General features: G+C 71.5%; 22 protein-coding genes. 10 read left to right on the plus strand and 12 right to left on the minus strand.

The window, feature by feature from the left end:
• The first annotated feature begins 96 nt into the window (after window positions 1–96).
• A complete protein-coding gene (locus ACNNMR_RS41390) occupies window positions 97–1032 on the plus strand; it encodes a LysR family transcriptional regulator (RefSeq protein WP_419999899.1) in 936 nt (311 codons plus the stop codon).
• Here ACNNMR_RS41390 and ACNNMR_RS41395 read toward each other — a convergent pair.
• Window positions 1029–1619 (minus strand): TetR/AcrR family transcriptional regulator, encoded by a 591-nt coding sequence (locus ACNNMR_RS41395; protein WP_419999900.1) that lies wholly within the window; start codon window positions 1617–1619, stop codon window positions 1029–1031. The genes ACNNMR_RS41390 and ACNNMR_RS41395 overlap by 4 nt on opposite strands.
• A gap of 111 nt (window positions 1620–1730) precedes the next feature.
• On the opposite strand from ACNNMR_RS41395, the gene ACNNMR_RS41400 reads away from it, so the two are divergent.
• Window positions 1731–2513, plus strand: a complete 783-nt coding sequence (locus tag ACNNMR_RS41400; protein WP_419999901.1) for an SDR family NAD(P)-dependent oxidoreductase — start codon at window positions 1731–1733, stop codon at window positions 2511–2513.
• A gap of 130 nt (window positions 2514–2643) precedes the next feature.
• Window positions 2644–3642: a type I glyceraldehyde-3-phosphate dehydrogenase gene (gap, locus tag ACNNMR_RS41405; protein WP_419999902.1), complete on the plus strand. Its 999-nt coding sequence runs from the start codon at window positions 2644–2646 to the stop codon at window positions 3640–3642.
• 18 nt (window positions 3643–3660) lie between these two features.
• On the opposite strand, the gene ACNNMR_RS41410 is transcribed toward gap, so the two are convergent.
• Window positions 3661–4038 (minus strand): winged helix-turn-helix transcriptional regulator, encoded by a 378-nt coding sequence (locus ACNNMR_RS41410; protein WP_419999903.1) that lies wholly within the window; start codon window positions 4036–4038, stop codon window positions 3661–3663.
• Window positions 4039–4147: 109 nt separating this feature from the next.
• Here ACNNMR_RS41410 and ACNNMR_RS41415 point away from each other — a divergent pair, with 109 nt between their 5' ends.
• Window positions 4148–4513: a DoxX family protein gene (locus tag ACNNMR_RS41415; RefSeq protein WP_419999904.1), complete on the plus strand. Its 366-nt coding sequence runs from the start codon at window positions 4148–4150 to the stop codon at window positions 4511–4513.
• Window position 4514: 1 nt separating this feature from the next.
• Here ACNNMR_RS41415 and ACNNMR_RS41420 read toward each other — a convergent pair whose 3' ends face one another.
• On the minus strand, window positions 4515–5549 hold the full coding sequence (locus tag ACNNMR_RS41420; protein ID WP_419999905.1) for a hypothetical protein: 1035 nt from the start codon (window positions 5547–5549) through the stop codon (window positions 4515–4517).
• A 155-nt stretch (window positions 5550–5704) separates the two neighbouring features.
• On the opposite strand from ACNNMR_RS41420, the gene ACNNMR_RS41425 reads away from it, so the two are divergent.
• Entirely contained in the window at window positions 5705–6868 is a 1164-nt protein-coding gene (locus ACNNMR_RS41425; RefSeq protein WP_419999906.1) for a peptidoglycan-binding protein, read from the plus strand.
• A 24-nt stretch (window positions 6869–6892) separates the two neighbouring features.
• Here ACNNMR_RS41425 and ACNNMR_RS41430 read toward each other — a convergent pair whose 3' ends face one another.
• The gene (locus tag ACNNMR_RS41430) at window positions 6893–8194 is read right to left on the minus strand and encodes an SGNH/GDSL hydrolase family protein (RefSeq protein WP_419999907.1); all 1302 of its coding nucleotides are present in this window, start codon (window positions 8192–8194) and stop codon (window positions 6893–6895) included.
• 330 nt (window positions 8195–8524) lie between these two features.
• Here ACNNMR_RS41430 and ACNNMR_RS41435 point away from each other — a divergent pair, with 330 nt between their 5' ends.
• The gene (locus ACNNMR_RS41435; RefSeq protein ID WP_419999908.1) at window positions 8525–9658 is read left to right on the plus strand and encodes an acyltransferase family protein; all 1134 of its coding nucleotides are present in this window, start codon (window positions 8525–8527) and stop codon (window positions 9656–9658) included.
• A 6-nt stretch (window positions 9659–9664) separates the two neighbouring features.
• Here ACNNMR_RS41435 and ACNNMR_RS41440 read toward each other — a convergent pair whose 3' ends face one another.
• Window positions 9665–11620 carry a sigma-70 family RNA polymerase sigma factor gene (locus ACNNMR_RS41440; RefSeq protein WP_419999909.1) on the minus strand — a complete coding sequence of 652 codons (1956 nt, stop codon included), beginning with the start codon at window positions 11618–11620 and terminating at the stop codon, window positions 9665–9667.
• Between the two features lie 55 nt (window positions 11621–11675).
• Complete coding sequence (locus tag ACNNMR_RS41445) at window positions 11676–12347, minus strand: TetR/AcrR family transcriptional regulator (RefSeq protein WP_419999910.1); 672 nt, start codon at window positions 12345–12347, stop codon at window positions 11676–11678.
• Window positions 12348–12437: 90 nt separating this feature from the next.
• Here ACNNMR_RS41445 and ACNNMR_RS41450 point away from each other — a divergent pair, with 90 nt between their 5' ends.
• On the plus strand, window positions 12438–13982 hold the full coding sequence (locus tag ACNNMR_RS41450; RefSeq protein WP_419999911.1) for an MFS transporter: 1545 nt from the start codon (window positions 12438–12440) through the stop codon (window positions 13980–13982).
• On the opposite strand, the gene ACNNMR_RS41455 is transcribed toward ACNNMR_RS41450, so the two are convergent.
• The gene (locus ACNNMR_RS41455; RefSeq protein WP_419999912.1) at window positions 13911–14813 is read right to left on the minus strand and encodes a helix-turn-helix domain-containing protein; all 903 of its coding nucleotides are present in this window, start codon (window positions 14811–14813) and stop codon (window positions 13911–13913) included. The two genes, ACNNMR_RS41450 and ACNNMR_RS41455, sit on opposite strands and share 72 nt — an antisense overlap.
• 77 nt (window positions 14814–14890) lie before the next feature.
• Between ACNNMR_RS41455 and ACNNMR_RS41460 the strand changes: the two genes are divergently transcribed.
• Complete coding sequence (locus tag ACNNMR_RS41460) at window positions 14891–16645, plus strand: ABC transporter ATP-binding protein (RefSeq protein ID WP_419999913.1); 1755 nt, start codon at window positions 14891–14893, stop codon at window positions 16643–16645.
• Window positions 16642–18351 (plus strand): ABC transporter ATP-binding protein, encoded by a 1710-nt coding sequence (locus ACNNMR_RS41465; RefSeq protein WP_419999914.1) that lies wholly within the window; start codon window positions 16642–16644, stop codon window positions 18349–18351. The genes ACNNMR_RS41460 and ACNNMR_RS41465 overlap by 4 nt, the downstream gene beginning before the upstream one ends.
• On the opposite strand, the gene ACNNMR_RS41470 is transcribed toward ACNNMR_RS41465, so the two are convergent.
• The 4 genes from ACNNMR_RS41470 to ACNNMR_RS41485 form a co-directional block, all read right to left on the minus strand.
• The gene (locus ACNNMR_RS41470) at window positions 18333–19667 is read right to left on the minus strand and encodes a M14 family metallopeptidase (protein ID WP_419999915.1); all 1335 of its coding nucleotides are present in this window, start codon (window positions 19665–19667) and stop codon (window positions 18333–18335) included. The genes ACNNMR_RS41465 and ACNNMR_RS41470 overlap by 19 nt on opposite strands.
• A gap of 194 nt (window positions 19668–19861) precedes the next feature.
• The gene (locus tag ACNNMR_RS41475; RefSeq protein WP_419999916.1) at window positions 19862–21187 is read right to left on the minus strand and encodes an amidohydrolase; all 1326 of its coding nucleotides are present in this window, start codon (window positions 21185–21187) and stop codon (window positions 19862–19864) included.
• 44 nt (window positions 21188–21231) lie between these two features.
• Window positions 21232–22521: an amidohydrolase family protein gene (locus ACNNMR_RS41480; RefSeq protein WP_419999917.1), complete on the minus strand. Its 1290-nt coding sequence runs from the start codon at window positions 22519–22521 to the stop codon at window positions 21232–21234.
• 90 nt (window positions 22522–22611) lie between these two features.
• Window positions 22612–23313, minus strand: coding sequence for a GntR family transcriptional regulator (locus tag ACNNMR_RS41485; RefSeq protein WP_419999918.1), 702 nt, complete (start codon window positions 23311–23313; stop codon window positions 22612–22614).
• A 372-nt stretch (window positions 23314–23685) separates the two neighbouring features.
• Between ACNNMR_RS41485 and ACNNMR_RS41490 the strand changes: the two genes are divergently transcribed.
• A complete protein-coding gene (locus ACNNMR_RS41490) occupies window positions 23686–24801 on the plus strand; it encodes a MerR family transcriptional regulator (protein WP_419999919.1) in 1116 nt (371 codons plus the stop codon).
• A 4-nt stretch (window positions 24802–24805) separates the two neighbouring features.
• Here the strand turns inward: ACNNMR_RS41490 and ACNNMR_RS41495 are convergent, their stop codons facing one another.
• Window positions 24806–26227 (minus strand): M20/M25/M40 family metallo-hydrolase, encoded by a 1422-nt coding sequence (locus ACNNMR_RS41495; protein WP_419999920.1) that lies wholly within the window; start codon window positions 26225–26227, stop codon window positions 24806–24808.
• Window positions 26228–26236: the final 9 nt, after the last annotated feature.

Genomic DNA, 26236 nt, shown 5'->3' on the forward strand with positions numbered 1-26236 from the left:
GACCGGCACCATGAAAGCGAGCTGCGTCACCGCAGATCAAACAACCGCAGAGCCGTCGTGCCACAACCAGTTGTTGTGCGGATAAGGTGGCTGACCGTGGACCTCAATGCCGTACGCACCTTCGTCGCCGCCGCGGACGCGGGGCAGTTCCAGAAGGCCGCGATCGATCTGTCGCTCACCCAGCAGGCCGTCTCCAAGCGCCTCGCGGCGCTCGAAGCGGACCTCGGCGTGCGCCTTTTCGCCCGGACCGCGCGCGGCGCCGAGCTCACCATCGACGGGCAGGCATTCCTTCCCCACGCGCGTGCCTTGCTGCTCGCCGAGGAGCGGGCCGCGGCCTCGGTGCGGCCGGGCAGCCGCGTCCTGCGCGTCGACGTCGTCGGCCGCCGCGTCGCCACCGGCGGCCTGATGCGCGACTTCCACCGGACGCACCCGGACATCGAGCTGGACGTGGTGACTCTCTACGGCGCGGACCGGGCCATTGAGGCCGTCGAGGCGGGCACGGTCGACGCGACGTTCCGCGCCCTGCACATGACCGGACGGGGCCTCCCCGCCGGCCTCGAGGCCGCGCCGGTCCTGGACGAGCCGCTCCAACTGGTCACCGGCCCGGCACACCCTCTCGCCGGCGAGCAGTCGATCACGCCCACGCAGCTCGCGGGCTGCCGGATCTGGATGCCGGGCAACGACCCCGGCACGGAGTGGGCGGCGTACTACGACGAGCTGGCGGCCGCGTACGGCTTCACCGTCGAGGCGACCGGGCCCAACTTCGGCGTCGAGGCGCTGCTCGACACGATCGGCGGCTCATCCGCGCTGGCGACCTTCCTCAGCGAGCAGACCCCGCTGGTCTGGCCCGCCGGCTTCGACCTGCGCCGCATTCCGATCAGCGACCCGACCCCGGTCTACCCGCACTCGCTGATCTGGCGCACCGACAACCCGCATCCAGGGCTGGCCACACTGCGTCGCCGGCTCACCGCCGGGTATCCCGGCCGCCCGGACAGCGGCGTGTGGACGCCGGCCGGCAACCGTATGAGCTAGCCCTTGCCGGTGCCGATCCCCTGCATGAGGGTGTCGACCACCCGGCTCGCGAGGGCGTCCACGGCGGCGTCCGTCTCCGCCGGCTCGGCCGCCGCCTCGTGGATGAGCGCGTAATACACCCGCCGCGCCCAGTCCAAGTCGGTGCCGGGCCGCAGCAGTCCGGCGTCCCGGAGCCGGGTGAAGAGCCCCTCGCAGCGGGCGAGCACCTCGGCGTGCACGCGTCCGACCTCGGGTGCGTCGGCGGGGAGGGCGCCCATGGCGAAGCCCCAGCCGATCTTTACGCGCAGCACGTTCGCGGTCACCTGGTAGAGCGCGACGGCGGGCGGTGAGGTCTCCGGCCGGGCGGCCTCGACCGCGTCGTGGAACCGCTGTGTCGCCCACGCGGCCAGCGCCGTGATCAGCGCCTCCCGTGAGGCGAACCGGCGGTGCACGGTGGTCCGGGCGACCCCGGCGGCCTCGGCGATCTGCTCCATCGGCGCCGCCGGATTCGCGGACAGCACCCGCTCGGCGGCCTCGAGGATCGCGCGGACGGTGCGCTCGGCGTCGGCGCGGAGCGGCTTGGACTGCGCGGAGGCGGGCGGCGTCATGTGGTGATGGTACGCCGGTGTGCCGACTCCATCGCAACTTGCGTCATGCATGTTGCATGTTCTACGTTCAGTGCAACACAGAAGATGCTTTTGCTGGTGGAGGGGAACATCATGGATCTGCAGCTGAACGGCAAGACCGCCTTGGTCACGGGCGCGAGCCGCGGTATCGGCCTGGCCGTCGTCCGGGCGCTGACCGCCGAGGGCGTCCGAGTCGTCGCCGCGGCCCGCAAGCCCGGCCCGGAGCTGACGGCGGCCGGTGCGACGCCGATCGCAGTGGACCTGTCGGACCCGGCCGGAGCCGAGCGCCTGGTGGCCGAGGCCGTGGCCGAGCTGGGCGGCATCGACGTCCTGGTGAACAACGTCGGCGGTGGTGACGGCGGCCTGAGCGGCGGCTTCCTCGACCTGACGGACACGCAGTGGGCGCAGGTGGTCGACCTGAACTTCCTCGCCACGGTCCGCGTGACCCGCGCCGCGCTGCCCGCCCTGCTGACGGCCCGCGGCGCGATCGTCAACGTGTCTTCCCTGGGCGCCCGCGTCCCCGACGGCGGCCCCATCGCGTATACGACGGCCAAGGCCGCGCTCACCGCCTTCGGCAAGGCCCTCGTCCACGAGTTCGGCCCGCAGGGGGTGCGGGTCAACACCGTCTCGCCCGGCCCGGTCCGCACCGACATGTGGGAGAGCCCGACCGGGTACGGCGCGGAGCTGGCGGCGTCCATGGGCGTGCCGCACGCCGACCTGCTGGCCGGCCTGCCGGCGGCGATGGGCATGCTCATCGACCGGCTGGTGGAACCGGACGAGGTCGCGACCCTCGTCGCCTACCTCGCCTCGCCGCTCGCCGCCGCGACCACAGGAGCCGACCACATCATCGACGGCGGAGCGATCAAGACCGCCTGAGCCCCGTCGCTCGCGCCCCCTCCCGCGCGGGTGTCGCGATCCTTGCGGATCGTGGCGACGTTCGTGCTGGTACGGGCCGGGGGCGCGGGCGAGGCTGGAAGTGGTCCACCTGACTGGAAGGGACGCCACCATGACCCGCATCGCCATCAATGGATTCGGCCGGATCGGCCGCAATGTGCTCCGCGCCCTGCTGGAGCGCGACTCCGACCTCGAGGTCGTCGCCGTCAACGACCTCACCGATCCCGCGACCCTCGCGCGGCTGCTGCGCTTCGACACCACCGCGGGGCGGCTGGGGCGGCCGGTGGAGGTCGACGGGGACGCGCTCATCGTCGACGGGCAGCGGATCGCCGTGCTCGCCGAGCGCGAGCCGGCGCAGCTGCCGTGGAAGGACCTCGGCGTCGATCTCGCGCTGGAGGCGACCGGCCGCTTCACCTCCGCGGAGGCGGCCCGCGGGCACCTCGCCGCGGGCGCGCGCAAGGTGCTGGTCAGCGCCCCGTCCGCGGGCGCCGACGTCACCCTCGCGCCCGGCGTCAACACCGAGGCGTACGACCCGGCAGCCCACACGATCGTCTCCAACGCCTCCTGCACCACCAACGCCCTCGCCCCGCTGGCCGCCGTCCTCGACGAACTCGCGGGCATCGAACACGGCTTCATGACCACGGTGCACGCCTACACCCAGGAGCAGAACCTCCAGGACGGCCCGCACCGCGACGCGCGTCGAGCGCGCGCAGCCGGCGTGAACATCGTCCCGACCACGACGGGCGCGGCGAAGGCGATCGGCCTGGTGCTGCCGAACCTGGACGGCAAGCTGTCCGGCGACTCGATCCGCGTGCCCGTCCCGGTCGGCTCGATCGTCGAGCTCAATACGGTGGTTGCGCGTGACGTGTCGCGCGATGACGTGCTGACGGCGTACCGGGAAGCGGCCGCGGGCAAGCTCGCCGGCGTCCTCGAATACTCCGAAGACCCCCTGGTCTCCTCGGACATCACCGGAAACCCGGCCTCCTCGATCTTCGACTCGGCGCTCACCCGGGTCGACGGCCGGCACGTGAAGGTGGTCGCCTGGTACGACAACGAGTGGGGCTTCTCGCACCGCGTGGTCGACACGCTGGAGCTGCTGGCGGCGGGCTGATCGCTCGGCGCGTTCGCCTCACTTGGCGCGTTCGCCGTACGCGTCCCTGCTGGCCAGGATCGCCGGCAGGTGATCCATCGCCCAGCGGGCGAGCGTGAGGGCGGGCGGGATCAGGCTGCGGCCTGTGGCGGTGAGCGCGTACTCGACGCGCGGCGGGACCTCGGCATAGGCCGTACGCGAGACCAGCCCGTCGCGCTCCAGATTGCGCAGGGTCAGGGTGAGCATGCGCTGCGAGATGCCCGGAATGTGCCTCTGCAGCTCGGTAAAGCGCATGCTCCCCTCGTCGAGCGTGGCCACGATCAGCATCGTCCACTTGTCGCAGATCCGGTCCAGCACGGCCCGGATCGCCTGGCCGCCGTCCCCGCGGATCATGCAGGTGTGCTCGTACTGCTCCATGACAGCTCCTTGTGCGCAGCGCACATCCGTGTGCCTTTTGTACGGCTTCCCATACTGACTCATGATGGGGCTCCTTACGATTCGTAACCTTCGAGGTCGGGAGCCCGTCATGCAGATCGCGTACTGGATCGTCGCCGCACTGCTGGCCCTGTTCTACGCGTACGCCGGCGGCAAGAAGGTCCTGCAGAGCCAGGACCAGCTGCGCCCGATGATGGCCTGGGTCGATCAGCTGCCGATGCCGCTGGTCCGGGGCATCGGGGTGGTGGAGCTCCTGGGCGCGCTGGGGCTCCTGCTGCCGCCGATGACGGGCGTCGCGAGCCCGCTCGCGGTCGCGGCGGCGGTCGGGCTCGTCGTGCTGCAGATCGGGGCGATGGCCCTGCACCTGTCGCGTGGGGAGCGCAAGGAGACCGGGCTCAATGTCACCCTGATCGCCGTCGCCGCGGTCGCGGTCTGGCTGGGCACCACGTGGCTCTGAGCTATCGGTCGCGGTTGCCGCGCGGTGATTTCGGCAGCACCGGGGTTTCGCAGCCGTGCCGTTCGGCGGCGCGGATGGCGAAGCGGCGGAGGTCGTCGTGTTCTGCTGCCGTGACCGGGCGCTTGACGAAGTTGCGTTGGCTGTTCTCGGTGTCCGAGATGTCGTACACGGCGGTCTTGGACACCCCTGAGCAGCGGGCGGATCCCCACATCCCGAAGCCGTTCTCACCCGCGGGCTTTTTGAACTCGCCGTAGGGCCTGCGGTACTCCGAATTCTCGGAAGTGCCGAGGATGAAGGGTTCGTAGTAGGCCCTCAGCACCAGGTCCTCGCCAAGCACACACGACTCGACCGGCGCCTGGCCCGCCGCCGTCTCCCGCATCCGGGACCGCGAGCGCAGCCCGGCGCAGGTGCCCTTCGCCTCGCCGGCGGCAACCTTCTCACCTGCGGCGGGCCCGGCGACCCGGTCGATCTTTCCGCCCGGTTCGCCGCCGCAGCCGGTCCGGCGCGCGGTCCGCTCGGCTGCGACGGTGGCGACCCGGGCCACCGTGCTGCGCGAGCCCTCGGCACTCACGGTCACCAGAATTCCGCTGCCTTGGCTGCGCTTCCAGTCCGGGCAGTTCAGCAGCACGGAGACCGTGGGTTCTCCCGGATCCTCATCCGGATCATTGTCCGCCAGCAGCCCGGTCCACCCGTGTCCCAGGGGCAGCGGCAGGGTGTCGTCACGTCCCACGAAGGTGTGGGACGCATAGACGTTGAACGGGTTGTCGGCCGCCTCGACCACGACCGACACGCCGGACGGGGTGGTCCTGCAGGAGAGCGGCAGCCCTTCCGACTCGCCGATCGAAGAGTCACGGTCGGGATGCCAGCTGTCCAGTTCGAACTTTGGACCGTCGGCGTATTCCTTGTCCGGGTCCGTCAGTTCGAGCATCTCATCGACGGGCAAGGCGCCGTCGCAGAATTCGGCCAACTGATCCGCCGGTGTGTGCTCCTTGTACCAAATTGCACCGCCGGTGGCCGCCAGCAGCACCGCGATCACTGCCGCCAACTGCCCGAGCCGCCGTCGCCTCACAGCAATTCCCCCGTGTCATACGCCCCAGTCGAGTCCAGGGTATCCCTGCGCAACTGGGGCGCAACCGCCCTGGGATATCTCTGGCGGCGCCGTACCCCCCCCACGACGCCAGCGGAGGACCGATGCCGCGCATCAAGCCGTTCTCGCTCATAGCCGCGATCGCGGCGCTGCTTCTTGCCGTCTCTCTGAGTACTACGGCGGAAGCCGCGCCCGAAGCGTCCAAAGCGCCCGCCGCGACCCTCGCCGGGCCGAGTGCCGATCAGTTGCGCGCGAAGATTGCCGCGTGTGGCTCGCAGGTATCCAGTGGGAAGTATGCGCAGGATTCCGGCGGTACGCGGGATATTCCGGTGTGTGGCAAGGGCGGTGCGGTTTTCTGGACGGCCGATCTCGATGTCGACTGTGATGGGAAGCGGACGGCGGAGTGCAATGAGGACACCGATCCTTGGTTTCAGAATGAGACTGCCTGTGTGGAGTCGGATGGGCAGCCGCTGAATTCGGCTGCGCTGCCGCACATTGTCATCCCGCTGAAGAGCAGCACCTGGGATCCGGCGGCTTCCGGTCTGGGCTGCGGCACGGTCGGGGCCGTGGTCTACAAGGACAAGGTCGTTTACGGAATCATTGGCGACCGCGGCCCGGCGGGCATCATCGGCGAAGCCTCGTACGCGACCGCGAAATACCTCGGAATGAACCCCAGCCCGTCCAGCGGCGGCGTCAGCGGCAAGGTCGTCGGGTACGTGACCTTCCCCGGCACGAAGGTGTCGAAGAATGAGGATCACGCGCAGGCGGTGCAGCTCGGCGAGGCCGCCGCCAACTCCTTCGTGAATGCGGACACGACCTGCGACGACGTGTCCCTCGACGCGACCTCCTACTCCGCCCTCAAGTCCGGCTCCACCGGCAGTCTCGTCAAGGCGGCGCAGTGTCTGCTGAAGACGGTCGGCTTTGATCCCAAGTCGTACAAGGGCGAGTTCGACGCCGACACCGCGGCCGCCGTGAAGGGCTTCCAGGGGAAGGTCGGGCTGTCGGCGTCCGGCGAGGTCGACGCCCACACCTGGACGGCGCTGCTTTCGTACGGGACGACGCCGACCCTGCAGGGCGGGTCGACCGGCACCGCCGTCAAGCGGCTGCAGCGCGCGCTGACCGCCGCCCTCGGCAAGACCGTGGCGGTCGATGGCTCCTTCGGGACGAACACGGCATCGGCGGTGAAGCAGTACCAGTCGGCACGCGGCCTCACCGCCGATGGCATCGTCGGCGCCAACACCTGGAAGGCGCTGCAGAGAGGCAAATAGCCCCGGCGGGGCTAAGCGCGTGTCTTAGCGCTTGCCGAGGATCATGTCCAGGTCGATTGAGTCGGCCATCGCCTTGTAACCCTTGTCCCCGGGGTGCAGGTGATCGCCGGAGTCGTACGCCGGGAGCATGTACGCCGGCTTGGCCGGATCGCGGACGGTCTTGTCGAAGTCGATGACCCCGTCAAAGGCGCCGCTCGTACGCATCCACTTGTTGACCGCCTGGCGCTGCCGCTCGCCGTACGCGCTGCCGTAGTCGTCGCCGTACTGGTCGTTGGAGCCCATGAATGGCACGAGCGTGCCGCCGTAGATCTTCATGCCGCGGGCGTGGACGCGGTCTATGATCTGCTGGTAGCCGCGGATGAGGGACTTGGCGTCCGCGCTTGCCGCGCCTATGTCGTTGATGCCCTCCAGCATGATCACTGTCTTGGCGCCGCTCTGCGCGAGGACGTCGCGGTCCAGGCGGTTCAGGGCGCTGATGCCGAAGTAGACCGGGACGCGGTCGACGAGGACCTCGTTGCCGCTGATGGCGGCGGAGGCCACCGCCGGGTCGGGGCCGGGGCGTTCGTTGAGGCGGCGGACGAGGTTGTTCGGCCAGCGGCGGTCGGCGTTGAGGGTGGAGGAGTGGCCGTCGGTGATTGAGTCGCCGAGGGTGACGATGGTGCCGTCGGCGTCGCGGCCGCGGTCCACGTCGACGCCGTCGACGAGCATCATGCAGGTGATGGGGGTGTCGTACGGGGCGGCGTCGGCGCTGGCGGCGTGGTCTCCGGCGCCGGATATGTAGCTGTGCTGCATGCCGAGGGCGTGGTTGGTGACCGGGCCGGTGGCCTCCGGTACGTACACGCTGATCGACAGGCGTGCGAGGTCCTTTACGTCCAGATTCACCGGGTCGCTGAAGAGCTCCTCGCCGGCCGGGACGTCGACGGACTTCTTTCCGCGGAAGGTGAGTTCGCGGAGCGAGCCGGGCTCGAGCGCGGCGCCGGTGCCGCCGGCCTGGCGGGCGACGGTGGCGTGGCCGACGTGCAGGTCTTCCTTGCCGAAGGAGTTGCTGAGGCGGACGCGTATGCGGTCGCCGGCCGCGCCGGTGGTGACGACGTTACGGACCGTCTGGTCGCGCAGGCCTTCGGCGCTGGGGCAGGCGCCGGTGGAGGTCTCGCCGGATACGGGGCTGCCGGCCCAGGCCGTGGACCAGCGGCCGTGGGTGGTCGTCGCGGAGTCGGGAGCGCCGGGTGCGGCCGTCGAGCCGGGCGGCGAGGGAGCGGCCAAGGCGCTGGCGGCGAGGGTGACGGCGAGGGCGACGACGGTGGTGTGCAGCCGCGATCTGGCCATGTGAGCCTCCTGATCCGTTGCCGGTGGTGATGCTTCTTGCGGGTCGCGCACGTGCAACGGGGACAAGGAGCCTGGACGAGTCTGCGATCACCGACCGGCCGGGTCAACCCCCTGGGGGCATGTACATGCCCGCTATTCCCGGTGCGCGGAAAAGAAGCGGAACACTGCAGTCCCCGCCGGTGATCACTTAGTGAATTCGCCGTGGACTACGCCGTCCGGCCGGGCGTGCACCTGGCAACGGGATCTAGCGTCTGCCCGGCAAACCGTTTCGCCGTGCCCTTGGATCTGGACCTGGAGGGCACCGTTCCACCGCGCCCCGGAGGCCCCTGCGTGACCCCCACCGAACTGCTCAGCAAACGCATGATGCCGACGCAGGACCGGCCCCCGCTGACGACCTCCAGACCCGGCCTCTCCACCCGTACCACCGGCCCCCGCCTGCGCGAACTCGACGGACTGCGGCTGCTCGCCGCGCTGATGGTCTGCCTGTACCACTACACAGGCCGCGACGGCCCGGTCGCCGACGCCTGGGGCGGCTCGCCGCGCGACGTCTTCCCGCATCTGACGCAGATCGGTCAGTACGGCAGCCTCGGCGTGCAGATCTTCTTCGTCATCAGCGGCTTCGTGATCTGCATGAGCAGCTGGGGCCGCGGCGTCGGCGACCTCTTCCGCTCGCGGGTGGTGCGGCTGTATCCGGCGTACTGGGCGGCGCTGTTCCTGACCGCGGGCGCGGCGGTGCTGGTGGGGCTGGACAGTGTGCCGCGCTACGGCGACTTCCTGATCAACCTGACGATGCTGCAGATGCCCACGGGCACGCCGCGAGTGCTCGGCGTCTGCTGGACGCTGTGGGCGGAGCTGCGCTTCTACCTCCTCTTCGCGGCCTTTGTGCTGTGGAAGGGCGCGACGAAGCGGCGGGTGACGCTCTTCTGCGGCGGCTGGACGGTCGCGGCGGTGATCGCGCAGGGCGCGCAGAACGACATCCTCAACACCCTGGTCGTCCCCGAAGGCGCCCCGTACTTCGTGATCGGCCTCGCCCTGTACCTGATCCACCGCTTCGGCAACGACCCGGCGCTCTGGGGCGTGGTCGCGGTCAACTGGGCCCTGGGCAGCGGCTTCGCGATGCAGAACGTACCCGCCCCGAGCACGTCGGCCCGCGAGCCGCTGATCATCCTGGCGGTGCTGACGTGCGGGATCGGCGCGATGGCGCTGATCGCGACGGGCCGCCTGGCCTTCGCCAGGTGGCGCTGGCTGACCGTCGCGGGAGCCCTGACGTACCCCTTCTACTTGATTCACGAGCACGTGGGCTGGTCGGCAATCCTGCTGCTACGCCAGCACCTGGGCCTCCCGGCGGCATGGACGCTGCCGACGGCGGTGGCGGTAATGCTCGGCACGGCGTGGCTCATCCACCGCTTCGTAGAACGGCCGCTGACGTCCTACCTGCGCGCTCAGCTGCGCCGCCGCCGGTAGCCGCGCTCAGCGCGGATGCTTCGCGAAGACGTCGTGGAGTACGTCCATATACGCGCCGTGGCCGCTCCCGCTGTCCCAGGCGGTGCCCGACTCGGCCGCCGTGCCCTCGCCCCATTCGTTGTACGTGACGAGGAGCTGGAACGGTTCGCCGGAGGTGGCCACCTCGGTGGCTTCCCGGCGGAAGCGGGACAGATCGCGGGGCACTCGGGGCTTGGTGGCATCGTATTTGTAGAAGCCGGGGGAGAAGACCGCCGAGTGGCCCTTCTGGATGTCCAGGCCGGCTGCGTACTGATGCCAGCCTTGGGGCTGGTCGCCGCAGTCCTGGTAGCCGCCGAAGACCTTCAGGACGAGGTAGTAGCCCGTGGTGCGATTCGCCTCGGTCCAGCGGTTGACCATGGCGCAGGCGTCGTTGCCGTCCGCGTAGACGAAGATGACCGGCTTGCCGTCGATGTGCAGCCAGGTGCGCTGCTTCGCGTACTTGCGAAGGTAGACCAGGTCCTTGCGAATCCGGTCGGCCGACGGGTTTCCGTACGCCTCGTTCTCGTAGTACGCGCTCCACTTGAAGCCGAGCTTCGCGGCCTCGGACAGCAACAGCGGCATCCGCCGGTCCTCCCGTTTGCCCGCGCCCCACCAGGAGGCGATGCCCGCCTGGAGGCCGCCGTACTGCATGTCCTTGATCTGGCGGTTGACGGTGGCCGGGTCGTCCTGGTCGTAGTCGGGGGCGGAGGCGGTGTATTTGCTGCCGCCGTCGGTGTGGGGGTTCTTGTCGTACCAGGGGTAGTAGAAGGCGGCGCGGAGCGGGAGTTCTGTGTCGGGGGTGGGGCGGGGGGTGGGCTTGGGCTGCTTCTTCTTTGTGGGGCTGGGCTTTGGGGAGGTCGGCGGCGGGGGTGGGGTGTTGGAGGGCGCCGGTGCGGCCGCGGGCTTGGGCTTGGGAGGGTCGTCGGAGACTACGAAGCCGACTATGGCGATGGTGGTGGCGGCGACGGCGGCGGTGACGCCGGACGCGATTGCGGCGATCTTGCCGAGGGAGGCGCCTTGGGCGGCTATGTGGGAGGCGTTCGCGGCGTGCGCCGCGTTAGTGGCGTGCGCGGCTTGCGACACGTGCGCGGCCTGAGCGGCGCCCGCGCCCGCACTGCCCGCACCCGCGCCGCCCCCGCCCACGGCCCGTAGCACCGCCGCCGTCAGCGCGGCCAGCGCCGGCGGGAGCGGCAGCAGCGCCAGGTCCGCCAGCAGCCGCTCCGCCGGCACCGCATCCGCGAACGCCCGCGCACAGCCGCGGCACTCCCGTATATGCCGGGCAATGCGCTTACGCCACAGCCCGGCCGGCCGCCCGTCCCACCCCTGCAGCACCTGGGCAAGCCCCGCACACCGCGGCTCCGCCCGCAGCGCGCGGACCACCGCCCGCGCCACCTCCAGCCGCGCCTTCAGCCGCTGCACCCGCACCCCGGCGTGCGCGGCCGGTATCTCCATCGCGGCCGACAGCTCGGCCCGGCTCAGCTGACCGGCGACCTCCATCCACCACACGGCGAGCAGTTCGCGGTCCTCCGCGTCCAGCCAGCGCGCTGCCTCCGCCGCTTCGCGCCGCTGGTCGGACAGGTGCAGCACGGTGACGGTGAGGTCCGCGAAGTCCGCCCCGGGGTCCGCGAGCCACTCCGGCTCCGCAAGCTCCGCGCCGGGCGGCACGGCCCGCCGCTCCCGCCAGTAACGCCGCACCTGCCGCATCGCGATGGCCACCAGCCACGACCGGAACGCCTCCGGATCGCGCAGCTGCGCCACGTCGCGGACCATCTGCAGCATGACGTCCTGGACGACGTCGTCGGTGTCGGACGGGGCGTTGAGCGCGCGGCCCACGATGTTGTAGACGAGCGGCAGATGTGCGGATACGAGCGCGTCGAGCGCCCGCTCGTCGCCGGCCTGGGCGGCCCGTACGACGTCGGGGCCGGTGGGGGAGGAGTGGCTCATACGAGGGGAGGGGCGGTCGGGGGCGGGGGCGTAACAGAAACGTCGGGCGCGAAAATCAGCTCTTGGCCTGCGCGAGCAGCCCGTCCACGAACACCCGCAGCGCCCGCGGGTAGACGTCCTGCGCGGACTGCGCCCCCCAGCGCTGGACGCCGATGGCGGCCAGATGCGGGACCCTGGCCGGGTCGAAGGCGGTCCGGTACGTGGGGAGGCCGCCGTCCGGCAGGCGGTACGGGGACCGGGAGCGGACGATGACCTCGCCCACGGTGTAGTACCAGATGCTGCGGAAGACGTCCACGGACTGCTCCGGCGTGCAGCCGTGGTCGGCGGCGGCCGCCAGGATCTCGTCGACCAGCCACAGGGCCGACTCGTCGAGCAGGCCGAGGAATCCGTCCGCCGTGATGACCTCCGCCGCCCACGGCCAGGCCTTGAGCGCGTCGTGGGCGGCGGAGGCCGCGATGACGATGCGGTCGCTCGGGGTGCCGCGGAGCTCGGGGCGTTCCAGTTCGGTCAGGTAGTGGTTGAGCAATTGGATCAGCAGATCCTCTTTGTCCCGGATGTGGTGGTACAGGGTCGTCGCGCCGATGCCGAGTTCGGCGGCCAGCCTGCGGATGGTGAGTTTTTCCCAGCCGTCGCGGTCGATGAGGCGGCGGGCGGCGGTGAGGATTTCCGCGCGCGAGGTGACGGGCGGGCGGCCGGTACGGCCTGGTGAAGCGGGACGTCGGGGCATGGGCCCATCATGCCGGGTTTCCCTTCCGGGCTTGCTGGTGCTACTTTCGGAACGCGTTCCTAAAGTAGCACGGAGAGTGGGGAGCTCGTGATGCGTGGAGGCAGAGGAAGCAGCAGAGGACGTAGCGGAGGAGGCGCAAGTGTGCGACCAGGTCTGACACTTGCCGTGGTCGCCGTCGTGCAGTTCATGGTGTCGCTCGACCTGTCGGTGGTGAATGTCGGCCTGCCCGAGATCGCGGGCGGCCTCGGCTTCGGCGCGGTGGGCCTGACGTGGGTCATCCACGCGTACGCCCTCACCTTCGGCGGCCTGCTGCTGCTCGGCGGGAAGGCCGCCGACGTGTACGGCCGCAAGCGGGTGCTGCTGCTCGGCCTCGGCCTCTTCGGCGTCGCGTCGCTGCTCGGCGGCTTCGCGCAGGCCCCGTGGCAATTGGTCGCGGCCCGGGCGGCACAGGGCATCGGCGCCGCGGCGCTGACCCCGGCGGCGCTGGCGCTGCTGGCGCAGACCTTCCCCGGCGGAAAGGAGCGGGTGAAGGCCTTCGGGGTGTGGAGCGCGACCAATGCGGCCGGGGGTGCGCTTGGGGTGCTGATCGGGGGGCTGCTGACGGAGTACGCCGGGTGGCGGTGGGTGATGTTCGTGAACGTGCCGATGGCGGCCGCCGCGCTGGCGGTGGCCTGGCGCGGGATCGCGGCTGACGCGCGCGACACCGCCCGTACGGCAGGCCGCCCGGACGTCCTGGGCGCGGTCCTGGTCACCGCGGGCATGACGCTGCTGGTCTTCGGCGTCGTACGCACGGACGAGCACGCATGGACCTCGCCGACGACGCTGACGACCCTGGCCGCGGCAGCGGCACTGCTGGCCGCCTTCATCCAGGTCGAGCGGACGACGACCCGCGAACCGCTGCTGCGCCTGGGCCTGTTCACGAACCGCTCGGTCACCGGCGCGAACGCCTTCAACCTCCTGGTCGGCGCCGCGATGGCCGCGTCCTTCTACTTCATCTCGCTCTACGTGCAACGCGTCCTGGGCAACGGCCCGGCGCTGACCGGCCTGATGTTCCTCCCCCTGGCCCTCGCCGTGGTCGCCGGCTCCTTCCTGGCCGTAAAGCTCGGCCTGCGCTACGCCCCGCGCACCCTGCTGGTGACCGGCGGCCTGCTGACGGCGGCAGGCTTGGGCTGGTTCGGCCTGATGAGCACCGACGGCACCTTCGCGGTGGACGTCCTCGGCCCCTCGATCACCACCGGCCTCGGCTTCGGCCTGTGCCTCGGGCCGGTGGTCTCCACGGCCACAAGCGGCGTATCCCCAGATGAAGCAGGCATCGCCTCGGCCCTCCTGGGCAGCTCCCGGCAGATCGGCGCCTCCCTGGGCCTGGCCGCCCTCGGCACCGCGGCACAACAGCGCACGGGCGATGCGCTGACCCCCGCCGACCTCAACGACGGCTACGCCCTGGGCCTGACCCTGGCCGCGGGCCTGCTGCTGGGCGCGGTCCTCCTCGCCCTCGCGATCCTGCCCCGGCCCGTAAGACCGACAGCCCCGGCGGCACAGACCCAGGACCGCGAACTGGCCCGGTCAGCCGCCGTCAGCGCCCGTAAGGCGGGGGACGTGGTCCGCCCACGGGAGGTCGTCGACGGGGACCAGTGACTCGCCAGCGAGGCTGGACGGGGTTACGCCCGTGAAGGACACCACGTCGCGGTGCAAGTGGGATTGGTCGGTGTAGCCGCATTCCGCTGCCACGCGGGCCGTTTCCTCGCCGACCGCCAGGCGGGTTGCGGCGTGGTCGAAGCGGACGAGGGTTGCGGCGCGTTTGGGTGGGAGGCCCAGGTGGGTGTGGAAGCGGGACCAGAGGCGTTTGCGGGTCCAGCCCAGTTCGGTGGCGAGGTTGTCGATGCGGATGCGGCCCTGAGTCGCGATGATCTGGTCCCAGGCCCAGGACAGTTCCGGGGCGATGGTGTGGGTGTTCGCGAATCTGCTCGCCAGGACTTCTTCGACCAGGGCGAAGCGGCGCTCCCAGGAAGGGGTTTCGCCCAGTTGTTGCTGGAGTCGGGCTGCCCGGCCGGCGCCCCACAGGTCGTCGAGCGACACCACAGAGCCCTCCAGGTCCGCCGGGCCCACGCCCAGGACCGTGCGGGCGATCGCGGGGGAGAGGCGGAGTTGCAGCCATTCGACCTGGGTGGCTCTGATGCGCGCCGCGCCTCCGGAGCCGAAGCCCAGGCCCGTGACCAGGCTGCCTGACTGCTGCATGCCCGTGTGGTCGTAGATGACGGGCGCGCTGTCGCCGCAGGCGAGGGCGAGGGTCAGGACCGGGTGCGGGTCCAGCCGGTGGTCCACGGGCGCCGGGCCGCGGTCGCGGAAGCCGGAGATCACGACGCCGGGCACGCGGCTGGGTCCGGCCGGGCGGGCCAAGTCCCACACGGCGGTGTCGACCTGCCCTCCCGCATCGGCCTCGTCCTGCGAACCCACGGCGGTTGCCATGCCGCCATCGTACGGCCGACCACCGACAGGAACATTTCTCCAATCCACCGCCCCATACCTCCAGCGAAGGTGAAGCCATGACCGACCGAGCCACCACCGATCCGCCCACCACGACGAGCCTCCTCCGCCCCCACGCCCCCGCCTTCTCCGCCGTCGTCCTCCTCCAAGTCATCGGCGCCGTCGCCGGCCTCGTCCCCCTTCTCGCCGTCGTCGAGCTCGGACGTACGCTGCTGGCGTCCGGCCCTGCCGACCACGACCACGTCCGCACCATCGTCATCGCGGGCGCGGCCGGACTCCTCGTACGGCTGCTCTTCACGGCCGCGTCCTCCGGCGTCGGTCACCTCCTCGACACCAAGGTCCAGCTGGATCTCCGCCGCCGTCTCGCCACCACCCTCGGCCGCGTCCCCATCGGCTGGCTGTCCCGGCGCCGCAGCGGCGAGCTCGCGAAGCTCGTCGGGGACGACGTCAGCGCCGTGCATCCCGTCATCGCCCACACCCCCGGCGAGATGGTGTCCGCGTTCGTGGTGCCGATCGTGTCCCTCGGCTATCTCCTCACCATCGACTGGCGGCTGACCCTCATCACCCTCATCCCGGTGGTCCTCGCCATAGCGCTCGTCCCGCTGATGATGACCCCGGCCCGGCTCCGCGAGCAGAAGGAGTTCGACGCCGCGATGGGGCGCATCGCCGCCTCCGTCGTCGAGTTCGTGCAAGGCATCGCCGTGGTGAAGGCCTTCGGCGGCGTCGAGCGGGCGCATCGCAAATTCCGTACGGCCGTCGATGACTTCACCCGGTCCTTCTACGCCATGGTGCGCGGCCTCTCCGGCGTCGCCGCCGGCATGCAAGTCGCGCTCTCGCCGCCCTTCGTGCTGCTCGCCGTCCTCATCGGCGGCGCGTACCGGATCACCGGCGGCGGGCTCGCCCCCGCCGACCTGCTGCCCTTCCTCCTGCTCGGACTCGGGCTCACCGCGCCGGTCGCCGCGCTCGGGCACGGCTTCGACGACCTGCAGGCCGCCCGCCGCGCCGTCGGCCGGATCGGAGCGGTGCTCGCCGAGCCGCCGCTGCCCGAACCCGTCCGGCCCGTGGCGCCGCAGGGGCATCGCGTCGAGCTGCGCGATGTGCGCTTCGGGTACGAGAAGGACCGCGAGGTGCTCCGCGGCGTCGACCTCACCCTCGAACCCGGCACCGTCACCGCCGTCGTCGGGCCCTCCGGCAGCGGCAAGTCCACGCTGGTGCAGCTCCTGCCCCGCTTCTTCGACCCGGATCACGGCCAGGTGCTGCTGGGCGGCGTCGACCTCCGGGACATCGGCACCCGCGAGCTCTACCGAAGGGTCTCCTTCGTCTTCCAGGACGTCCGGCTCCTCCGCGCCTCCGTCGCCGACAACATCGCCCTCGCCGTCCCGCACGCCGACCGCGAAGCCATCACCGAGGCCGCCCGCCTCGCGAACATCCACGACCGCATCCTCGACCTCCCCCGCGGCTACGACGCCGTCATCGGCGACGACGCCCGCCTCTCCGGCGGCGAAGCCCAGCGCATCTCGATCGCCCGCGCGCTCCTCGCCGACGCCCCCGTGCTCGTACTCGACGAGGCCACCGCCTTCGCCGACCCGCAGACGGAGGCGGCCGTACGCGAATCCCTGCGGAAGACGCAGCGGACCACCCTCGTCATCGCCCACCGCATGGAGACCATCGCCGACGCCGACACCGTCGTGATGCTCCGGGACGGCGCGATCGCCGAACGCGGCTCCCCGGCACAACTACTCGCCCAGAACGGCGACTTCGCCCACTTCTGGCAGCTCCACGCAGGCGTAACCGAAGGGGAGGAGACCCGATGATCACCACGCTCCTGCGCGTCCTCGGCCACGAATACGCCGCCCGGGTCCGCCGCACCGTCGCCCTCATGACCGTCACCGCCATCGCCGAAGGCCTCTCCTACGCCCTCCTCGTCCCCGTCCTCCGCGCCCTCTTCGGCGACACCCCGGACGACGCCTGGCCCTGGCTCCTCGCCTTCGGCGCCGCCGTCGCCGCATACGCCGCCCTCCGCTACCTCAGCGACCGGTCGGGCTTCCGCGCGGGCACGACCATGCTGCACGGCATGTACTACCGCCTCGGCGACCACCTCGCCCGCCTGCCCATCGGCTGGTACGCCCCCGCCCGCGTCGGCGAGGTATCGGTCCTCGCCAGCCAGGGCGTCCTCCAGGCGATGAGCGTCATCGCCCACCTCCTCGCCCCCTTCATCTCGGCCGTCACCACCCCCCTCACGATCATCGCCGTCATGCTCGCCTTCAACTGGCAGCTCGGCCTCGCCGCCCTCGCCGCCGTGCCGGTCGTCGCCCTGGTCCAGTCCCGTACGGCCCGCGCCACCACCGCCACCGACGCCGAACGCGTCGAGCGCGAGCGGGACGCCACCGGCCGCGTCATCGAGTACGTCCAGGCCCAGCCGGTGCTACGGGCCGGCGGCCGCACCACCGAGCGCTTCGGCCTCCTCGACGACTCGCTCACGGGCCTTCAGCGCGCCTCCCGCCACTCCACCCTGTCGGCGCTGCCCGGCGTGCTGGGCCTCGCCATCACCGTGCAGGCGGCCTTCACCGCGCTCCTCGCCCTGGGCGCATTTCTCGCCCTCGGCGGGCACATCGGCGCCCCCGAACTCCTCGCCGTCCTGGTCCTCGCCGCCCGCTGCGCCGACCCACTCCTCTCGCTCGCCGAACTCGGCGGCAGCCTCCGCGCGGCCCGCGCTGAACTGCACCGCCTCGATGACGTCCTCCACACCGAGCCGCTGCCGGAACCCGCCCAGCCGCGCCAACCCACCACCCACGACATTGAGTTCGACGCCGTCACCTTCCGCCACGGAACTCGCACCGTGGCCGACCAGGTGTCGTTGTCCGTACGGGAGGGCCAGCGGCTCGCCGTCGTCGGCCCGTCGGGCGCGGGCAAGAGCACGCTGCTGCAGCTGCTCGCCCGCTTCTACGACGTGGACGGAGGCGCGGTGCGGGTCGGCGGCGTGGACATACGGGAGATGGCGGCCGAGGATCTGATGGCCCGGATCGCCATCGTCTTCCAGGACGTCTATCTCTTCGACGGCACCATCGAGGAGAACGTCCGCCTCGGCCGCCCCGACGCCACCGACGCCGAGGTGCGCGAGGCGGCCGCCGCGGCCCGGCTCGACGAGGTCGTCGAGCGGCTGCCGGGCGGCTGGGAGGCGCATGTCGGCGAGGGCGGCACCCTGTTGTCCGGCGGCGAGCGGCAGCGCGTCGCCATCGCGCGGGCGCTGCTGAAGGACGCCCCGATCGTGCTGCTGGACGAGGTGACTTCAGCCCTCGACCCGGTCAGCGAGGCCGCCGTGCACGCGGGCATCGAGCGGCTGATGGCGGGTCGTACGGTGGTGATGGTCGCGCACCGGATGCGGACCGTGCGGCGCGCCGACCGGGTCGTCTTCCTCGATGGCGGCCGGATTGTGGAGCAGGGCCGCCACGACGAACTGGTGCGCCGCGGCGGCCGCTACGCCGAGTACTGGAACCTCGCTCAGGTGGTGCAGTACTGACCTTCCTTGCCGATCGACCGGTACATGCAGTCCGCGTTCTCCAGCAGCTGCAGCACCGCGTCCCGGTTACGGCTGGTCTCCCGCTCGATCACCTCATCGGGCGGATAGAAGCCGCCGCCGCCCGCCGAGCGCGGGTACATCTCGAAGGTGTAGCTGAAGATCTTCTGGGTGCCCCAGAGGTAGTCGTTGATCGTCCCGTCCGTGATGTACAGGTCGCTCGACTGCTCGGGCGTGTAGCCGTTGCTCGCCGCCATCTTGCGGCCGACCGCGGCGAAGGCGTCGTGGTCGTCCTGGGTCAGCCCTGGGCCGGTGTCGTTGTACGTATAGCCGTACGGCCACAGGACCAGCTCGCTGTAGGTGTGGAAGTCGATGCCGGCCTTGATCTGCTGCTTGCCGCCGATGACGCGGCTGCGGGCGAAGTTCGCGACCACCTTCACTTCGGGCGCGGACTCCGCCGCGCTGCCGCGGTAGGTCTCGGAGCTGGTGCTGCCGGAGCTGCCGCCGCAGCAGCCCCACCGGTAGTTCCAGTTGCGGTTCAGGTCGGTGCCGACGTACCGCGAGCCGGTGTTGGGCTGCCGGTTCTTGCGCCAGCTGCGGTAGGAGCCGGTGGCGATGTCGTACTCGCCGCCGTCCGGGTTGAGGTCCGGGACGATCCAGATCTCGCGGCCGTTGACGGCATTGGTTACGCGGGAGTCGCTGCCGTAGCCGGCGCCGAGCTCGCGCAGCAGGTACAGCGCCATCTCGACGGTGAGGTGTTCGCGGGCGTGCTGGTGGTGGGTGAAGAGGACCTCGGGTTCGTTCTCGTCCGTGGCCACGTTGTCGCTGACCTTGATGGCGACGATGTCGCGGCCCTGGTAGGACTTGCCGATCACCTGGCGGCGCATGATGTTGGGGTACTGCTGCAGCCGCTGGTTGATCTCCGTATTCATCTCGGCGTAGTTGTGATAGCGCGAGTCGGCCGGCGGGAAGTCCAGCGGGCGGGCGTCGGAGCCGCTGGTACGGGCCGGTGGCGCCGCCAGCTGCTTGAGCTGATAGCCGAGGGCGCGCAGCTTGCGGGCCTCGCGGGCGTCGGCGCTGACGACCACGGCGTGGTCCGAGGCCTCGTCGATGGTCACGCCGGTCTGTGCGAGCGCGGTACGGGCGGCCGGGGTGGACGGGCCGTGGATCTCGTACTGGCGGATCTGGTCCCCGGCGGCGGTGGCCGCTCCCGAGGGATCGGGCGCCGCGGTGGCGGGGCCGGTGAGCTGGGCGGCCAGAGCGAGGGCCGCGGTGCCGGCCAATAGGGCGGCTCTGGTGCCGCGGGTGGGGCGTCGCATGGTGCCTCCTGACTGCGAAGCTGTCGGCGAAGCAGAGAAGATCATGACCATGTCAATCAATGTGCATGCTGGGGCCGGGGGAGTGGCCGGTCAAGGCGTAATCCCGCCGCACTGCCGGAACGCGCGAACGGCCCGCCGGAGAGAGTCCAGCGGGCCGTCCTGCAGCGTGCGTACGTCAGACCGGTGCGCGTACGTCAGACGAGCTCGCCGTTGCGGGCCACGACCTGCCCGCCGTGCACGACCATGTCGCGCTGCGGCATGTCGATGACGACCTGCTGCACGTTCTCCGCCTTCAGCAGCACGAAGTCGGCCGGGGCGCCCGGCTTGAGGTCCGCGTGGTCGAGGCCGAGCACGTCCGAGCCGCCGTGCGCGGCTGCGTCGAAGCAGGCCGCCAGCTCGTCGTCGAGGCGGACGTCGGTGACCCAGCCGTAGATGTGGGTGCGGTGGAACATGTCGGCATTGCCGAAGGGGCTCCACGAGTCGCGGACGCCGTCCGAGCCGAGGCCGACCCGTACGCCCGCCTTCTTCAGGGTGGCGATCGGCAGCACCAGCTCGGCGCTCGGCGACACGGTGGTCAGCGAGATGTCCAGGTCGGCCAGCGTGGCGGCCATCTTGTCCAGCTCGGCCTCCGGCAGCATCGGCACGCAGAAGGCGTGGCTGACGTTCACCTTGCCGCGCAGGGACAGCGCGCGGGTGCGCTTGATGATGCCGTCCATGACCTTGGTGCCGTTGGCGTCCCGGTCGTGGAGGTGGATGTCGACGCCGACGCCGTACTTGTCGGCGAGGTTGAAGAGCAGGTCGAGCTGCTCGTCGAGGGCGTTGTCGAAGCTGATCGGGTCGAGGCCGCCGATGAAGTCGACGGCTCCTGACTTGGCCGCCGCCTCGAGGAGCTTGTCGGTGCCGGGCGCCTTGGCCACGCCGTGCTGCGGGAAGGCGACGATCTGCAGGTCGAGCGCGTCCGAGAGGCGCTCGCCGGCCTCGGCGACGCCCTCGACGCCGGCGAGGCCGTACGCCGGGGCGACGTCGGCGTGGGCGCGCATGCCGCGGGTGCCGCGGGTGACGGCGTGCGCCATCAGGCCGTAGGCGCGCTCGCCGACGGAGCGCTTCTGCGAGCGGAAGACCTCGACGTCCTGCTTGATGTAGTCCGCGATGCCGTTGGCGGGCTTACGGGAGATCCAGTCGCTGCCCCAGGTGGTCTTGTCGGGGTGGATGTGCGCGTCGATGAGCGAGGGGAGCGCGACGCGGCCGCCGCCGTCCACGATCTTCGCGCCCTTGGGTGCTTCCTTGTCCGAGATCCGGCCGTCGATCACGACGAGGTCGACGGCCTTCTCGGCGCCGAAGGGGCGGACGTTACGGAAGACGACCGCCTTGCCGGTCCGGGTGTCCTGCGCCTTGCCCGGCTTGTCGTCCGCGGCCTGGGCGCCGGTCGAGCCGAAGGCCGTCGCGCCGAGCGAGGCGGCCGCGGCCGCGGCGCCGGCTCCGGTGATGACGCCGCGACGGGAGAGGGGCGGGGGAGTCATAGCTATCTCCAGGAGGGTGGGGGAAAGACTGCGCGCGGGCGGGATCAGGCCTGGTTACCGGAACGCACCACGTGCACAGGGGTCTTGAGAACGGCGAGGTCCTTGAGCGGGTCGCCGCTGACGACCGCGACATCGCCGGCGTAGCCGCGGGCGAGGCGGCCCACGGAGTCGTCGAGGCCCAGCAGCCGGGCCGCGCCGGTGGTGGCGGTGCGGATCGCGTCGAGCGCGGACAGGCCGCTCGCGTGCATCAGCTCGACCTCGCCGCCGACCGGCTTGACCGTGCCGCCGGAGGAGTCGGTGCCCGCGGCGAGCGGGACGCCGAGCTCGTGCGCCGCGAGGACGGCCTTCTTGAGGACCGGGAGGTACGTGCGGCCGCGCTCGGCGAGGACGGGGTCGTCGGACTTGGCGAGCCCCGCGATGGCGCTGAGGGTGGGGGTGAAGTACGTGCCGCGACGGCGCATCTCGTGCAGGGTGCGCTCCCCGACGTACACGCCGTGCTCCAGCGAGGCGATGCCCGCGGTGACCGCGTCGTGGCAGCCCTTCTCGCTGTAGCTGTGGCACAGCACGCCCTTGCCGCCGCGCTTGGCGGCCGCCACCACCTCGGAGAGCTGCTCGTACGAATAGACCTGCTTCAGCGGGTCCTGGTCCGGCAGTCCGGCGCGCTCGTTGACGCGGGTCTTGATGGCGTCGGCGCCGCGGGCCAGGTTCACCTCGACCACGCGGCGCAGCGCCTCCGCGGAGACGACGCCGTCCTTGAGGCGGGCGAGCGGGGTGAGGTCGGGGTCGGCGAGGATCGTGTCGCCGAGGTCGGGGGTGACGAAGATCCCGGCGGCCTTGAGGCGCGGGCCGAGCGCGGGCGCCTGGCGGGCCAGCTCGCGGACGGCGATGTCCTGGTAGAAGTTCGTCGAGCCGCTGCGCGCGGTGGTGGCGCCCTGGCGGACGGCGTCGCGGGCCTCGGTGGCGGTGTTCAGGTGGATGTGGGCGTCGATGAGGCCCGGGAGCACCCAGCGGCCGTGCGCGTCGAGGCGCTCGACGCCGCCGGGTATCCGTATCCGGTCGCGGCTGCCCGCGGCGGCCACGATGCCGTCGCGGATGACGATGACGGCGTCCTCGGTGACGTCGCCGGTGGCCGGGTCGAGGAGGGTGCCGCCCTGGATGACCAGATTGCCGCCGGTACGGGGCCGGTCCGACGCCGGTCGGCGGCGCGGGGCGGAGGCGGAGGCGGGGCCGCTCGCCCCGAGGGCGGTCGACGTGCCCGCGAGGGCGGCGGAGGCCGCCAGCACGCCGCGGCGGGTCAGTCGTCGTGACGGGGGATCGACGGGCTGGACGCACATGGGCAGCTCCTTGCGGGCAGGCGGCCTGGTGACATAATTGGTATACCAAATCGCGAGCTCGGGCAAGGATGGATCTTCAGTAAAGCTCCTTCACGCGCTTTCGGTATACAAAGCCGCATCGCCGAAGAGCGACTTGAACGCGACCGCCTGGCTGTCCCGGACATGCAGCATCGTGCACGCCGCCGCCGACTCCTCGTCCCCCGCGGCGATGTACCGGTACATGTCCGCATGCTGCGCCCGCATGTGCGCCGGCTCGTCGCGCATCCCGAACAGCAGCTGCAGCTGCCAGCTCAGCTGCTCCATGGTCCTGGCCAGCAGCGGATTCCCGCCGAGCGCGACGATCTCCTCGTGGAAGGCGGTGTGCGCCGCCACCTCGGCCGCGCCCTCGCCGTCCGCCGCCGCCTGCTCGGCGGTCCGCAGCAGCCGCCGCAGCTCGGCCAAGCCGGCCGGCTCCGCGGGCGCCGCCTCCGCGACCCGCCGCGCCGCGATCCGCGAGGCCTGCACGGCGAGCGGCTCCCACACCTCGTACAGATGCCGCACATCGGACCGCTCCAGGCTCCGCACCCGCACCCCGCTGTGCGGCAGCAGCTCGAGCAGCCCGTCCGCGACGAGCGCGCGCAGCGCCTCCCGTACGGGCACCCGGGACATGCGCAGCTCCTCGGCGATCTCCCGCTCGACCAGCCGCGCCCCCATCGGATACCGGCGGTCCACGATGCGCTGCCGCACGGCCTCCCGCGCCTGCTCGCTCAGAGACGTACGCCCCGCACCGCTCTCCGCTCCACTGCCCGCCACGTGCACTGTCCTCCACCGGTCGTATCCCCGGCCGAGACTACGTGCCCGCGCTGGTATCCCGGTGGAGCGCCCGAGCCTGAGAGCCCGGCCGACACGCCGTCCGCCCGATAGACGTCCGTGCCCGGCGGCACGATCTCGTCGATGCGGTCAGTACGCCCATCCCGTACCACTCGCAGCCGCTCCGGTTGCGGCCATCGTCGCGCCGGTGGAGTACATGTTGCCGATCCTGCACGCTGACCTCGATGCCAGTTCTGCCGAGCATGCGATAGCGCAACGGAGTCTCCACGGGAGGGGCGAGTGACGGTGGCGCGGAGCGCAAGCGGGCGGGCGCCGCTTGACCCTCACGTGGCGTCATGCCGCAGGGTCGGGGGCGTGGAAGAGCACCTGACCGTGGGTCGCGTGGCCGAGCTGGCCGGGGTGACCGTACGCACGCTGCATCACTACGACGAGATCGGCCTCGTGCGGCCGTCCGCGCGCACCGCCGCCGGCTACCGCGCCTACGCGGCGGGTGACGTCGAGCGCCTGCGGGAGGTGCTTGCCTACCGGCGGCTGGGCTTCGGATTGCGCGAAATCGCGGATCTGGTCGACGACCCGGCCACCGACGCGGTCGCCCGCCTGCGCCGGCTGCGCGGCCTGCTGCTGGAGCAGCGGGACCACGCCGCCGCCATGGTGACGGCCATCGACAAGGAACTGGAGGCACGGGCCTTGGGGATCGAGACGACGCCGGAGGATCAACTGAAGGTGTTCGGGGCGCGGCTGTACGACAACATCGGATCGGCCTATCCGGCGACGCGGCGCACCGAGCCGCGGATCGCGGCGCGGATCTGGGAGGCGCTCGGGGACGCGAAGACGGTGCTGAATGTCGGGGCCGGCACCGGCTCGTACGAGCCCACCGACCGCGATATCACGGCGGTCGAGCCGTCGGCGGTCATGCGGGCGCAGCGCCCGCCGGGAGCGGCGCCGTGCGTGGCCGCGGACGCGGGGAAGCTGCCGTTCGAGGACCAGTCCTTCGACGCCGCGATGGCGGTGAGCACCGTGCACCACTGGCCGGACCCGGTCGCCGGGCTGCGGGAGATGCGGCGGGTGGCGCGGCGGGTGGTGGTGTTCACGTACGACGCCAGCAGCGAGGGCTGGCTGCAGCGCTTCTGGCTGACCCGCGACTACCTGCCGGAGTTCGGCGGGCTGCTCGCCGACTGGCCGTCGCTGGCGGATCTCACGTCCGCCATCGAGGGCCGCGCGGAGCCCGTGCTGATCCCGTGGGACTGCACGGACGGCTTCTTCGAGGCGTACTGGCGGCGCCCGGAGGCGTACCTCGACGAGCACGTCCGCCGCGCGGTCTCGGTGTGGACCAGGGTCGGCCCGGAGGCCGAGCGGCGGGCGGTGGACGGGCTCCGCGCCGACCTGACCTCGGGCCGCTGGGCCGAACGCAACCGCGACCTGCTCGCCCTGGACGCGGCGGAGCTCGGGCTGCGGCTGCTCGTGGCGTGAGGGCTCAGCGCTGAGGTGCCGGGAAGGCCACCGGGCTGCGGTTGCCCGCGCGATTCACTGCCCGTACGCCGAAGAAGACGTTGTCCTTTGACAGGTCCACGGTGTGGCGGGTCACGTCGCCCACCTTGAACACGTGGGTCCACTCCGGCGCGGTGGTCTCCCGCCACACCACCTCGTACCCGGCCAAGTCCGGCTCCTTGCCGCGCTCCCAGACCAGCTCCGTCGAGTTCGTCAGCGCGCTGGTGAGGATCTTCGCGTTGCGCGGCGTGCCCGGGGCCTGCGCAAGGGTCCACAGCGCCGCGCCATTGACGCGCGCCACGCGGGCGATGAAGCGGAAGTCGCAGAATTCGGGCAGGTCGCCGAACTGCTTGCCGTCCTCGACCCGTACGTCCTGGTGCTGGTGCGCGTAGTCCTCGGCGGGCTCGGTGAAGCGGGCCGCGGGGAAGCGGCGCTCCAGGAAGGGGATGTGGTCACCGCCGCGCAGATAGCGGTCGCGCCGGTAGATCACCCGCACGTCCATGCCGGTCGCGTCGTTGACCGCCACGTCGCGTACGAACCGGGCCAGCTGTCGCGACGGCGAGTCGTTCTCGCCGCCCACCGAGCGGCGGGTGTTGGCCTCCGCGGGCGTCTCGGCGGTGGGCACGCCCTCGGCGAAGAGCCGGACCGTGTACGGGTCGCGGGAGCCGTCGTCGGCGGTGGAGCTGCCGACGATGTCGTCGGTGAACATGCCCTGCACGTCCGTGCCCGCCGCCTTGAACCGCTCCGCCATGTGCGCCGCCCCGAGCAGCCCCTGCTCCTCGCCCGCGACGGCCGCGAAAACGAGCGTCGCGGCCGTGCGCCGGGTGGCCATGACCCGGGCCAGCTCCATCGCCACCGCGACGCCCGAGGCGTCGTCGTCGGCGCCGGGGGAGTCGGCGGTGGCGTTCATGACGTCGGTGACGCGCGAGTCGTAGTGCCCCGAGACCACATACACGCGCTCGGGGTCGGTCGAACCGCGCAGGGTGGCGACGACGTTGGTGATCCGGGTGGGCACGGGGACGCGCTCCACCGGCTCCTGGACGTACGACTGGAGCTCCACGGTCATGCGGCCGCCGGACGCCGCCGCGTAACGCTTCATCTCGGCATGGATCCAGTCGCGGGCGGCGCCGATGCCGCGCTTCGGGTCGTCCTGGTCGGAGAGGGTGTGCCGGGTGCCGAAGGCGGCGAGCCGGCGGACGATCGCCTCGATGCGGGCGGGGTCGATCTCCTTGAGGAGGGCGCGGAGTTCGCGTCCGGGGCGCTGCGCGGTGGCGGGCAGGGCGTTCTGCTCGCGGCTGGAGGCCGCGCTTGCCACGCCGGTCCCGGCGGCGAGGGAGGCACCGGCAGCGGCCGTCATGGCCGCGGCGGTGAGAACCGATCTGCGGGGTGTGACGGGATTCTGGGGCATATGTGGCAT

It is taken from the genome of Streptomyces boninensis (genome assembly GCF_048572725.1).
Taxonomy (GTDB): domain Bacteria; phylum Actinomycetota; class Actinomycetes; order Streptomycetales; family Streptomycetaceae; genus Streptomyces; species Streptomyces boninensis.

Bases quoted from the DNA above. Each gene is read 5' to 3' on its own strand.
- ACNNMR_RS41395 (WP_419999900.1), bottom strand. From the start codon at position 1,619: ATGACGCCGCCCGCCTCCGCGCAGTCCAAGCCGCTCCGCGCCGACGCC.
- ACNNMR_RS41400 (WP_419999901.1), top strand. From the start codon at position 1,731: ATGGATCTGCAGCTGAACGGCAAGACCGCCTTGGTCACGGGCGCGAGC.
- gap (WP_419999902.1), top strand. From the start codon at position 2,644: ATGACCCGCATCGCCATCAATGGATTCGGCCGGATCGGCCGCAATGTG.
- ACNNMR_RS41410 (WP_419999903.1), bottom strand. From the start codon at position 4,038: ATGGAGCAGTACGAGCACACCTGCATGATCCGCGGGGACGGCGGCCAG.
- ACNNMR_RS41415 (WP_419999904.1), top strand. From the start codon at position 4,148: ATGCAGATCGCGTACTGGATCGTCGCCGCACTGCTGGCCCTGTTCTAC.
- ACNNMR_RS41425 (WP_419999906.1), top strand. From the start codon at position 5,705: ATGCCGCGCATCAAGCCGTTCTCGCTCATAGCCGCGATCGCGGCGCTG.
- ACNNMR_RS41430 (WP_419999907.1), bottom strand. From the start codon at position 8,194: ATGGCCAGATCGCGGCTGCACACCACCGTCGTCGCCCTCGCCGTCACC.
- ACNNMR_RS41440 (WP_419999909.1), bottom strand. From the start codon at position 11,620: ATGAGCCACTCCTCCCCCACCGGCCCCGACGTCGTACGGGCCGCCCAG.
- ACNNMR_RS41445 (WP_419999910.1), bottom strand. From the start codon at position 12,347: ATGCCCCGACGTCCCGCTTCACCAGGCCGTACCGGCCGCCCGCCCGTC.
- ACNNMR_RS41450 (WP_419999911.1), top strand. From the start codon at position 12,438: ATGCGTGGAGGCAGAGGAAGCAGCAGAGGACGTAGCGGAGGAGGCGCA.
- ACNNMR_RS41455 (WP_419999912.1), bottom strand. From the start codon at position 14,813: ATGGCAACCGCCGTGGGTTCGCAGGACGAGGCCGATGCGGGAGGGCAG.
- ACNNMR_RS41460 (WP_419999913.1), top strand. From the start codon at position 14,891: ATGACCGACCGAGCCACCACCGATCCGCCCACCACGACGAGCCTCCTC.
- ACNNMR_RS41465 (WP_419999914.1), top strand. From the start codon at position 16,642: ATGATCACCACGCTCCTGCGCGTCCTCGGCCACGAATACGCCGCCCGG.
- ACNNMR_RS41470 (WP_419999915.1), bottom strand. From the start codon at position 19,667: ATGCGACGCCCCACCCGCGGCACCAGAGCCGCCCTATTGGCCGGCACC.
- ACNNMR_RS41475 (WP_419999916.1), bottom strand. From the start codon at position 21,187: ATGACTCCCCCGCCCCTCTCCCGTCGCGGCGTCATCACCGGAGCCGGC.
- ACNNMR_RS41480 (WP_419999917.1), bottom strand. From the start codon at position 22,521: ATGTGCGTCCAGCCCGTCGATCCCCCGTCACGACGACTGACCCGCCGC.
- ACNNMR_RS41495 (WP_419999920.1), bottom strand. From the start codon at position 26,227: ATGCCCCAGAATCCCGTCACACCCCGCAGATCGGTTCTCACCGCCGCG.